The sequence below is a fragment of the Mesorhizobium sp. M0522 genome (genome assembly GCF_040321085.1).
Taxonomy (GTDB): domain Bacteria; phylum Pseudomonadota; class Alphaproteobacteria; order Rhizobiales; family Rhizobiaceae; genus Mesorhizobium.
The window spans coordinates 109,785-119,927 of sequence record NZ_JAMYQW010000020.1 but is presented as its reverse complement, the minus strand read 5'-3'; the positions used below and the strand labels follow the sequence as shown (position 1 = coordinate 119,927).

The following is a 10,143-nucleotide window of genomic DNA, read 5'->3' as shown; positions in this document are numbered from 1 at the left end:
AAACCCCCCCGGGGTTCGCGGGCCCCCCCCGTACCGGGCCCCGCCCCCTGGGGCGGGGCCGGTGTTGGGGCCCCCCCCAAACCCCGGGCGGTCCCTAAACCCCCGGGCCCCCCCTTGCCCCGCGGCCCCCCGAGCCGGAAAGTTGAGATCGTGGACCGGGATAGCCGTCAGCTCACGCCGGCAAAAGTGCCTCGCATGAGCAGATCCGGCAGATAGCTTGCCGGCTTACCGCCAACCGCCTGCCCACCGGTCAGGCCGCCTTGTATTTCAGGGCCGAAGAACGAATACGGAAAGGGCGTGACCGGCCGGCTCACCGCATCGAGCCGTGCCCGAAGATCTTCGGGAATGTCGAAATCAAGCGCGCCGAGATTGTCCTGAGCTGGTCAAGCCTGGTGGCGCCGACGATGACGGATGCAATGCCTGGCCTGTTTGCCGTCCAGTTCAAGGCGATCTGGGCCATGCTGCGGCCGAGCTGGCCGGCAACCCTCTCCAGTTCGGCGACGATTTGCCAGTTGCGATCGGTGAATTTCTGGAAACCGGGATTGGTCGAACCACGCATTGTCTCCAGCCGGCCACCATCCTCGACGATTGTATCGAAACGGTATTTTCCGCTGAGCAGGCCGCTGGCCAATGGACTCCAGACCATGATTCCGGCGCCATAGCGCGTGCCGAACGGCACGAACTCGTGCTCGATGTTGCGCTCGGCCAGCGAATATTCGAGCTGAAGCGCCGAAACCGGTTCATAGCCGCGATGCTCGGCGACGGCCTGCGCCCGGCTTGCGTACCAGGCCGGCACGTCGGACATACCGACATGCCGGATCTTTCCGGCGCGCACCAGATCGTCCAGCGTCCGCATCACCTCCTCCGGCGGCGTCAGCCTGTCCCAGGTATGGAGGATGTAGAGGTCGATGTAGTCGGTGCCGAGCCGCTTCAGCGAACCGTCTATCGCCCGCAGGATGTTCTTGCGGCCGTTGCCCCCGGCGTTCGGGTTGCCCGGTTCGGCGTTGTAGGTGAATTTGGTACTGATCACCGCCTTGTCGCGCAGCCCACGCTCGGCGATGAATTCGCCGAGCCAGGTTTCGGCCGTGCCACCGGTATAGAGATCGGCGGTATCGAAGAAATTGCCACCGGCTTCGACATAGGCATCAACCAAGGCGCGCGCGGTTTCCTTCTCCGCGCCCCAGCCCCATTCCGTGCCGAACGTCATGGTGCCGAGCGCCAGGCGGGTGACACGCAGCCCGCTGTTGCCGAGCGTGTAGTAGGACATGGTCATGGATTTCTCCTGAAGTTTGAAAGCGGGATTGAGGTCTTGCCTGGGATACGCAGTCAGGCCTTGGCCAGCGCATCGACCACCACCTGGAAGCGGCGCGGATCGAAATAATCGTGGTAGGTGCTGATCAGACCGCTCTTGAAGTGGAAAATCGCGATATTGCTGTTGGTGTATTCAGTGCCGCCGATCAGCACCGCGCGGTTCTTGTACTCAACGACGATCGCGTCCGAATCCGCTGCCGGATAGATGGCTGTCAGCTGCGAATCGAAGGATTCGAAATTACCGAAGAGGCCTCGGAAGGCCGCCAGGATCGCGGCTTTACCATCGATGCTGTTTCCAAATCCTGCCGGCGGGTAGAAGACAAGTATACGGCCATCTTCAGCCCAAAGGTCGCCCCATGCCTCAATGTCCTTGCGGTGCATCAGATCAAAGAATTTACGCACGGTCTCGAGATTACGGGTTCGTTCGGAATCGAGGTCGGTCATTAGACGTCTCCTTGGCTGCTCGGCGATTGCCGTGTGATGCAGCCAAAGATGCGCCCTCCTTTCTCCGCCGATAAGATTGCATTATCCGAATGGACTATGCGATATCATGCATGAATGGACCGCGATCTGCTTAGCCACCTACCTGTAATCGTTGCCGTCGCGCGGCGTGGCGGCTTCGCGCCGGCAGCCGCCGAGCTCGGCATGAGCCCGTCAGCGGTCAGCCATGCGGTTCGGCTGGTAGAGGAGCGAATCGGCCAGCCGTTGTTTGCCCGCACCACGCGCAGCGTCTCGCTGACCGAGACTGGCACCGCGCTTGTCGCTGCGGCGGAGCCGGCGCTGGAAGACATTGCCGACCGGATCGAACGTATCCGCTCTGTCAAAGGCCGGGCAAGCGGACTGCTCAGGATCAACGCGCCGCGTTTGGCGCTGCCTCTGGCGCTGATGCCCATCCTGACGGCGATGGCGGAACGTTACCCTGACGTGACGGTGGAGATCGTCACCGACGAACGTCTGAGCGATATCGTCGGCGAGGGTTTCGACGCCGGCATCCGGCTGGGCGAGATGATCGCCGAGGATATGGTGACGGTGCGACTGACAGGGCCTTTCCGCAGCATCATCGTTGCCTCGCCGGCCTATGTCGGCCGGCGCGGGCGGCCATGGGCGTTGGCCGATCTCGCCGCGCACAACTGCATCGGCTATCGGCTGTTGCGATCACGTGCGCTCTATCGCTGGGATCTGTCCGATCAGGGCAAGGATATCAGCGTCGAGACACGCGGCAGCGTGGTCGTCAGCGATCCGCTGTCGGCAAGGGAAATGGCGCTTGCCGACATCGGCCTCGCCTATCTGTTCGAGCCGCTTGTCAAGCCCGACATCGAGGCAGGCCGGCTGGTCGAAGTCCTTGGCGAGGCATCGATCGAGGAACCGGGACTGTTCCTCTATTTCCCGCGCCGCGCCGCGATGGCCCCGAAGCTCCGCGCCTTCATCGACACCGCGCAAGAAATCGGCCGGGCATCCTCGCGGATACCCGGCCGAAAAAGCCTTTCAAACGAATAGTTACTTCTTGACCGCTGCCGCGACTTCCGCCGCGAAATCGGTCTCTTCCTTCTCGATGCCCTCACCGAGCGCGAAGCGCAGATAGGCAGCGATTTTGGCTGGCGCCCCGATTTCGCTTTCGGCATCCTTCAGCGCCTTCTCGACGGTAATGTCGGGATTGAGCACGAAAGCCTGCTTGAGCAGCACGACCTCTTCATAGAACTTGCGCAAACGGCCTTCGACCATCTTCTCGATGATCGCTTCCGGCTTGCCGGACTGGCGCGCCTGGTCGGCGAAGATCGCCTTCTCGCGTTCCACTGCGGCCGGATCGAGCTCTTCGGTGGTCAGGGCCATCGGATTGGTGGCAGCGACATGCATGGCAACCTGACGGGCGAAGGCGTTGGCGGCATGCGCGTTGCCTGTCGTCTCGATGGCCACTAGCACGCCGAGCTTGCCAAGGCCGTCGGCGACTGCATTGTGAACGTAGGTTGCGACAGCGCCGTGCTCGACGGTGAGCTTGGCCGAGCGGCGGAAGCCCAGATTCTCGCCGATGGTGCCGACAGCGTCCTTGATGGTCTCGGCGACCGACTTGCCCGAGCCCGGATAGGGAGCGGCGGCAACGGCCTCGGTCTTGCCGCCATAGGCAAGCGCGACCTTCGCGACATTGGCGACGATCTCCTGGAACGCAGCATTGCGGGCAACGAAGTCCGTCTCGGAATTGACCTCGACAATCGCTGCCTCGCGGACGCCGGAATCTACGCCGATCAGGCCTTCGGCAGCGGTACGGCCAGCCTTCTTGTCGGCCTTGGAAATGCCCTTCTTGCGCAGCCAGTCGATGGCTTCTTCCATATTGCCGTTGGTCTCGTTCAACGCCGCCTTGCAATCCATCATGCCCGCGCCGGTCAAGTCGCGGAGTTCTTTGACCTGTGCAGCCGAAATGCTCATTGTCGCCTCTTTGTCTAAATGCACTGACGCACCATCGATTTTCGATGATGCGCCTGGTGCCGGTAGCGCTTACCGCGCCAACATATTGGAAAGATGAAGGCCGCAGCCGGCCTTCGCTACTATGCTTCCGGGGTCTGGGCTGCCGGGCTCTCGGCGGCCGGGGTCTGATCGAGCGCCGGTTCGACCGGAGCCTCGACCGATGCGCCGATATCGACACCGAGCGCGCCCTGCTGACGGGCGATGCCGTCGATAGCTGCCTTGGCGATCAAATCGCAATACAGCTGGATGGCGCGGGCCGCGTCGTCATTGCCGGGGATCGGGAAGTCGATCTTGTCCGGGTCGCAGTTGGAATCGATGATGGCAACGACCGGGATGCCGAGACGCTTGGCCTCGAGAATGGCGATCGCTTCCTTGTTGGTGTCGATCACGAACATCAAATCGGGCGTCGAACCCATATCCTTGATGCCGCCCAGCGCCTTGTCGAGCTTCTCACGCTCGCGGTCGAGGTTGAGGCGCTCCTTCTTGGTCAGGCCCTGAGCCTCGCCGGCCAGCATTTCGTCGAGCTTGCGCAGGCGCTGGATGGAATTCGAGATCGTCTTCCAGTTGGTCAGCATGCCGCCGAGCCAGCGCGAGTTGACATAGTACTGGGCCGAGCGCTGCGCGGCATCGGCGACGATGTCGGAGGCCTGGCGCTTGGTGCCGACGAACAGCACGCGGCCGCCCTTGGCAACAGTGTCGGAAACCTGCTTCAGCGCCTGGTGCAGCAAAGGCACCGTCTGCGAGAGGTCGATGATGTGTATGTTGTTGCGGGCGCCGTAGATATAGGGCGCCATTTTCGGGTTCCAGCGGTGGGTCTGGTGGCCGAAGTGAATGCCAGCTTCCAATAGCTGGCGCATGCTGAAATCAGGCAGAGCCATTCTTATTTCCTTTCCGGTTAGCCTCCACGGACACAGGCATTTTTGGACTTTGTCCTCGAACGCCACCGGAGGTTTCAGCCGGATTTCTCCCGGGCAGACACCAAAGTCCGTGTGTGGAATGAGCGCGCATATAGAGGGGAAGCGCGACAAACGCAAGCGTTGTGGCGTCTTGTGGTTCAGCGTGCGGCGATCAGCGCACCGGTGTCATCGCCGCATCTTCCCCTTCGGCACCCGCACACGCCGGAAAACGGCGACGATCTCCTCGCGGCTGCATTCGATGGCGCCTAACCGCACTGCGCGGTCGCGCTCGAACCCGGTTATGTCATAATGCGGTGCCGATGTCTTCGGCGGTCCTTGGTAGGACGCGCGCTTGATGCCGAGCTGCCCGGCAAAGCGATGCAGCTCGTCGGTGTCGTCTGCCAGCAGATGGCACCAGCGGTGGCCGATCCATTTCCAGATCGCCGCATCGACATAGACCGCCATGAGATTTGCCGCACTCCTTCATCTTGCGCCGACCAACACGCCGCTAACGATGATAGAAGGGATTGGCATAGAAAATGAAGCCGCCGCCGGCCTCGAGTTGCGTCATCGTCCTGGTGACGGTCTCCTGCATCCGGTCGTGCAGTTCGGCGAGTGCCTCCTCGACGGAGCCTTGATAGGCGTGCAAGCCTAGCGGCTCCGGTACCCGGACATAGGCGCGGCGTGGGCCTGCCGGCTGCGGCACGAAACGGTTGATCGTATCGCGCAGCGTACCCTTGCAATAGTCGTTGCGGATCCGCTTCAAATGTTCGGCGATCTCCTCCTGCGTGATGCGCGGATTGGCTGAAGCCCACGGCCCGACACGCTGCAGGCGCTGGATTGTATCTGCCAGCGTTCGGACCTGCTTCTGGATTTCGGTGCCGTCCATGTTCTCCCCCAGCCAGCGCCGCGACCGGCGCAAAAGCTCGGCAGTGTCGAGCGTGCCGGCGTCGACCGAGACAAGTTCGGCAAGGCGACGGCCGAGTTCGGTCAGCAGGTCCTTTTGACGTGCGTCGTACGAAGCCCGCTCATCGGACCGCAGGCCATATGCAGCCTCATCGCGCGACAGCAAGGTCGCATAGATATGATGGATGCGCTCCGGCAGCGAATTGGCGGCACGGCGTTCGATCTTCAGGCTGTGCTCGACATAGGCGCATTCCTTTGCCAGCGCTGCCTCGACATTCCCCGTGAAAGCAAGCTTCCAGATCACGGGCGCGATCCAAACCTTGAAGTCCGGATCCGTCAGGCGGCCGCGCTTCAGCGCCTCGAACCCCATTTCGACCGCGCCCGGCAGCAGCGGGGCAATGATGTTGGCATGCCAGCCGACACCGCCTTCGGGATGCAGGAGCACGCCGTGCCCCTTCAGCGCCCAGGCCACCGAATGTTCCTTGGCGGCCGCGCTGTTGCCCGGGATTTGCGCGATCAGATTGTTGGCCAACCAGAATTTCTGCATCAGCCGGCCAAGCCCGTTGACGACGCCGTGCGTGGCCCAGGATGCCGCCAGCGGGCTTACCCGCGAGACGACCTCCTTGTCGATCATCCAGTCGGTAAAGAATTCGGGATGGTTGGGCGTGATGAACGTCGCCTTGCCCGCGCCGCAACAAGCCTTCAGCCTTTGCCGGTCATTCTCCGGAAAATCGATGTGGCGGACATTGGCGACGCCGCGCAAACCGGCCAGACGGTTGAATGGCAACAGGTCGCGAAACCCCGGAACGCCGTGCAGCATGACAATCCGGTTGACGAATGTCATAGCGTTGATCAGCGTCGCATTGGGCCGCGGCGCCACAAAAACGTCGATCCTGCTCAACCTGCTCCCCCGCGGCCCATACTGTCATAAGACGTTGATAGGCAATTGCGGCATGCTCAAGTCGATGCGACTTGCCCCGCAAGATTAAGCGCTACCATCCCGGATAGCGGCCGGCGGCTTGCCGTTCACTCGAGCTTATTTAGACGGGCAGGTCTTTGGCTGATCGAACAGCGACAGATTGACCAATTTGCCGGTCATTGAGAACTCGCCATAGTCCATGACGAGATCGCGCGTGATGCCGTTCTTGTGCAGCTTGAAGCTGATCCGGTATTCCGGCACCTCCTCGCCGCCTTTGTCGGCATCATCGAAATAGGCGATGTCGACCGGCCAGTATTTGTCGGTGGCGAGCTTGGCCAGCGCCGGCGCTTCCGGATCGGCATTGTCGGCATCGGCTTGCTTGCCGACGACGACGGTGGTGGTCACCACCTTGTTGGCATCCTCAGAGCCGTCGAACAGGTTGGTTTCGTAGAAACGCTCGCCCTTTTCCGCCTTGCCGATCATTTCGACCATTTGCTGGGTCGGGAACTGGGTCGGCGCGAGTTCCAGGCTGTTCTTCTCGGGCTTGTCGATATCGACCTTGAGACCGTTGGCTTCCTTCGTTGCGGTACCCTTGACCTCCTTGTCGAGGTTCTGGTCGACAAAGGATTTGTTCACGAAGGAGAAGGTCTTGCCCTCGGCATCCTCGAAGGTGGTCATCTGCTGGTCGGTCAGCCTGGTGTTGTCGCTGGTTACGATCTGGGTCACCAAACGGAACTTTACTGTATAGCCCTCGCAAGGCGAGCCGTTGAACTCGTAGACCATGCGGCCGGTGATGCCGGTAATACCGGAACGGTCTGAAGCCTTGTCGAGTGAAATGTCGTAAACAGCACGATGCGCCTGCAGCGCAGGCACCGCAAAAGCGGGAGCCGCCCAGGAAGCCGCTGTCAAGAGAACGGCGTTGAATGCGAGGCGCGTTGCGCGCATGGGGTGCTCCGATCATCGCGGCTAATGGCAGGCCGCATGGAAAGATGGTCCAGCTTAAAAAAAGTCGTGGCGGAAGCGAGGCAAAAATAGCAATTTCGGCCCGGCCTGCGCGGCACCTTCAAGCAATAGGGAAATAGCATGAGCGAAACAATCGAAAAGCGGCTAAGCGATCTCGGCGTGACGCTGCCGGCCGCCGCCGCGCCCGCCGCCAATTACGTGCCCTATTGCCGGACCGGCAATCTGCTGTTCACCGCCGGGCAGTTGCCGCTCAAGGACGGCAAGCTCCAGGCGAGCGGACTGCTTGGCCGCGATGTCGACACCGCGACCGGCAAGGAAGCCGCAAAATACTGTGCGATCAACATATTGGCCCAGGCTCAGGCGGCACTTGGCGATCTCGAGAAAATCCGTCGCTTGGTGAAGATCACCGTCTTCGTCGCCTCGGCACCGGATTTTGTCGAACAGCATCTGGTTGCCAACGGCGCCTCGGATTTTCTCGCCGCCGTGCTCGGCGATCGCGGCAAGCACGCTCGCTCCGCCGTCGGCACCGCCTCCCTGCCGCTTAATGCCGCAGTGGAAATCGAAGCGATCTTCGAAGTCGAATGACCGGGACTGCAACCATGACCGATCTTTCCTGGCTGACCGCCCGGCCCGTCGCCCATCGCGGCCTCCACGACATGAACAAGACGCGCTGGGAGAACACCCTTTCCGCCTTCGCTGCGGCGGCCGAGCGCGGCTACGCGATCGAATGCGATGTGCACCTATCATCCGACGGCGTCCCCGTCATCATCCACGATGGCGATCTGCGGCGGCTGACCGGCGAGGACGGCTTCGTCTGGCAGCGTACGGCTGCAGAGATCACGGCGCTGAAGGTCGGCGGCACCGCCGACCATTTGCCGACGCTGCAGCAGGCGCTTGATCTGGTCGACGGCCGTGTGCCGATGGTTGTCGAGCTGAAAGGTGCTGCCGGGCACGACGAAGGCCTGGTCGAAAGCGTCGGCAAGATGCTCAAGCATTACAAGGGCAAGACCGCGATCATGTCGTTCGACCATTGGCTGATCCGCGAGTTCCCGAAATATGCACCCGGCATACCCGGCGGGTTGACCGCCTACGGCAACGACAACCACCTGATCGAGGCGCATTTCGCCATGCTGGCGCATGACATCGCCTTCACCTCCTACGCTGCCGGCGACCTGCCGAACCGGTTCGTCTCCTTCGTGCGAGAGAGACTCGGTATGCCGGTGATCACCTGGACCGTGCACGACCAGCCTGCCGTCGACCTGACCTTCAAATATGCCGACCAGATGACGTTCGAAGGATTCGAGCCCGATCTGGTACGGCTTGCCTGAGCGGGCTTGTATGGGTCCGCAGCGAGCTTAAGTAAGCCTCATGGATCAAGGGGACGACTGCGAAAGACAAACGGCGAATGCGGAGCTGTCGATCCGCATCGCCGCGGGCATCGGCGCCTTTACCAGCGCTGAATGGGACAGCCTCGGCGGCACTACACGCGGCGATGCAGAATACGGCTACAACCCGCTTGTTTCATTGGCTTTTTTGAGCGCGCTGGAAGATTCCGGCTGCGCTGTTCGGCGCACCGGCTGGCAAGGCCATCACCTCAGGCTGGAAACCGCGCGAGGCAAGTTGCTCGGAGCGGTCCCCTGCTATCTGAAGTCGCACAGCCAGGGCGAATATGTCTTCGACCATGGCTGGTCGGACGCGTTCGAACGCGCCGGCGGGCGCTACTATCCGAAGCTGCAATGCGCGGTGCCGTTCACACCCGTCACCGGCCCTCGCCTGCTGGTCGGCAGGGGCGAGGACAGCCCCACCGTCAAGGCCGGTCTTGCGGCCGGCCTGAAGGCGGTGACGGATAAGCTCGGCGTGTCTTCCGCGCATGTTACTTTCGCGCCGGAGGACGACGTCCAGATATTGGCGGCGGCCGGCTTCCTGCATCGCACCGACCAGCAGTTTCACTTCTTCAACGAAGGCTTCTCGAGCTACGACGATTTTCTCGCAACGTTAGCCTCGCGCAAGCGCAAGGCAATGAAGAAAGAGCGGCGCGAGGCCCTCGCCGACGGCATCTCGATCGACTGGCTGACCGGCAAGGATCTGACCGAAAAGGCCTGGGACGACTTTTTCGCGTTCTACATGGATACCGGCAGCAGGAAATGGGGCCGGCCCTACCTCAACCGCGATTTCTTCTCGCTGATCGGCGAGCGCATGGCCGACGACATCCTGCTGGTCATGGCCAAACGCAACGGGCGCTACATTGCAGGTGCCATCAACTTCATCGGCTCAGACGCGCTCTACGGCCGCAATTGGGGCTGCATCGAGGACCACCCATTCCTGCATTTCGAGGTCTGCTACCATCAGGCAATCGATTTCGCCATCTCGCGCAAGCTGAAGGTGGTTGAAGCCGGTGCGCAGGGCGAGCACAAGCTGGCGCGCGGCTACCGGCCCGTGACGATGCATTCGGCGCACTACATCGCCCATCCAGGTCTGCGCAATGCAGTGGCCGACTACCTCCAGCGCGAGCGGCGCGAAGTCGAGCGGATGAGCGAATATCTGGAAGAGCACACCCCGTTCCGCAAGGACATGGCGGAGTAGGGTAGCGAGCCCAATCGCTCAGCCGAGCGGGCCGGCACGGCCGATGTCGACCGATCGTCTTGCCCGCCCGGAACAGCTTCGCTACACGAGACAGCGAGCCAAGAA

10 protein-coding genes and 1 pseudogene are annotated in these 10,143 nt (G+C 62.0%); 4 read left to right on the top strand and 7 right to left on the bottom strand.

Translation table 11 applies throughout. From position 1 onward, the window contains the following. Nucleotides 1–167 precede the first annotated feature (167 nt). Together NKI58_RS21160 and NKI58_RS21155 are read right to left on the bottom strand one after the other, a co-directional pair. Nucleotides 168–1,273: pseudogene (locus tag NKI58_RS21160) on the bottom strand (aldo/keto reductase). 53 nt (nucleotides 1,274–1,326) lie between these two features. Beyond that, the gene (locus NKI58_RS21155) at nucleotides 1,327–1,755 is read right to left on the bottom strand and encodes a nuclear transport factor 2 family protein (protein ID WP_023674932.1); all 429 of its coding nucleotides are present in this window, start codon (nucleotides 1,753–1,755) and stop codon (nucleotides 1,327–1,329) included. Nucleotides 1,756–1,869: 114 nt separating this feature from the next. On the opposite strand from NKI58_RS21155, the gene NKI58_RS21150 reads away from it, so the two are divergent. Further along, a complete protein-coding gene (locus NKI58_RS21150; protein ID WP_352853730.1) occupies nucleotides 1,870–2,808 on the top strand; it encodes a LysR family transcriptional regulator in 939 nt (312 codons plus the stop codon). On the opposite strand, the gene tsf is transcribed toward NKI58_RS21150, so the two are convergent. From tsf to NKI58_RS21125, 5 genes are all read right to left on the bottom strand, one after another. After that, entirely contained in the window at nucleotides 2,809–3,732 is a 924-nt protein-coding gene (gene tsf, locus NKI58_RS21145; RefSeq protein ID WP_352471655.1) for a translation elongation factor Ts, read from the bottom strand. It lies immediately after the preceding gene. A 119-nt stretch (nucleotides 3,733–3,851) separates the two neighbouring features. Further along, entirely contained in the window at nucleotides 3,852–4,649 is a 798-nt protein-coding gene (gene rpsB, locus NKI58_RS21140) for a 30S ribosomal protein S2 (protein WP_031211288.1), read from the bottom strand. Between the two features lie 204 nt (nucleotides 4,650–4,853). Continuing rightward, on the bottom strand, nucleotides 4,854–5,132 hold the full coding sequence (locus NKI58_RS21135; protein ID WP_352455747.1) for a DUF4031 domain-containing protein: 279 nt from the start codon (nucleotides 5,130–5,132) through the stop codon (nucleotides 4,854–4,856). 43 nt (nucleotides 5,133–5,175) lie between these two features. Beyond that, nucleotides 5,176–6,474, bottom strand: a complete 1,299-nt coding sequence (locus tag NKI58_RS21130; protein ID WP_352593433.1) for a lysophospholipid acyltransferase family protein — start codon at nucleotides 6,472–6,474, stop codon at nucleotides 5,176–5,178. A 135-nt stretch (nucleotides 6,475–6,609) separates the two neighbouring features. Then, the gene (locus tag NKI58_RS21125) at nucleotides 6,610–7,437 is read right to left on the bottom strand and encodes a cell envelope integrity EipB family protein (protein ID WP_023674927.1); all 828 of its coding nucleotides are present in this window, start codon (nucleotides 7,435–7,437) and stop codon (nucleotides 6,610–6,612) included. 138 nt (nucleotides 7,438–7,575) lie between these two features. Here NKI58_RS21125 and NKI58_RS21120 point away from each other — a divergent pair, with 138 nt between their 5' ends. The 3 genes from NKI58_RS21120 to NKI58_RS21110 are packed head-to-tail and all read left to right on the top strand — an operon-like array spanning nucleotide 7,576 to nucleotide 10,038. After that, complete coding sequence (locus NKI58_RS21120) at nucleotides 7,576–8,040, top strand: RidA family protein (RefSeq protein ID WP_352593436.1); 465 nt, start codon at nucleotides 7,576–7,578, stop codon at nucleotides 8,038–8,040. A 14-nt stretch (nucleotides 8,041–8,054) separates the two neighbouring features. Further along, nucleotides 8,055–8,783 carry a glycerophosphodiester phosphodiesterase gene (locus tag NKI58_RS21115; RefSeq protein WP_023674925.1) on the top strand — a complete coding sequence of 243 codons (729 nt, stop codon included), beginning with the start codon at nucleotides 8,055–8,057 and terminating at the stop codon, nucleotides 8,781–8,783. 40 nt (nucleotides 8,784–8,823) lie between these two features. Then, complete coding sequence (locus NKI58_RS21110; RefSeq protein WP_352636757.1) at nucleotides 8,824–10,038, top strand: GNAT family N-acetyltransferase; 1,215 nt, start codon at nucleotides 8,824–8,826, stop codon at nucleotides 10,036–10,038. Nucleotides 10,039–10,143: the final 105 nt, after the last annotated feature.

Bases quoted from the DNA above. Each gene is read 5' to 3' on its own strand.
- NKI58_RS21155 (WP_023674932.1), bottom strand. From the start codon at position 1,755: ATGACCGACCTCGATTCCGAACGAACCCGTAATCTCGAGACCGTGCGT.
- NKI58_RS21150 (WP_352853730.1), top strand. From the start codon at position 1,870: ATGGACCGCGATCTGCTTAGCCACCTACCTGTAATCGTTGCCGTCGCG.
- tsf (WP_352471655.1), bottom strand. From the start codon at position 3,732: ATGAGCATTTCGGCTGCACAGGTCAAAGAACTCCGCGACTTGACCGGC.
- rpsB (WP_031211288.1), bottom strand. From the start codon at position 4,649: ATGGCTCTGCCTGATTTCAGCATGCGCCAGCTATTGGAAGCTGGCATT.
- NKI58_RS21135 (WP_352455747.1), bottom strand. From the start codon at position 5,132: ATGGCGGTCTATGTCGATGCGGCGATCTGGAAATGGATCGGCCACCGC.
- NKI58_RS21125 (WP_023674927.1), bottom strand. From the start codon at position 7,437: ATGCGCGCAACGCGCCTCGCATTCAACGCCGTTCTCTTGACAGCGGCT.
- NKI58_RS21120 (WP_352593436.1), top strand. From the start codon at position 7,576: ATGAGCGAAACAATCGAAAAGCGGCTAAGCGATCTCGGCGTGACGCTG.
- NKI58_RS21115 (WP_023674925.1), top strand. From the start codon at position 8,055: ATGACCGATCTTTCCTGGCTGACCGCCCGGCCCGTCGCCCATCGCGGC.
- NKI58_RS21110 (WP_352636757.1), top strand. From the start codon at position 8,824: ATGGATCAAGGGGACGACTGCGAAAGACAAACGGCGAATGCGGAGCTG.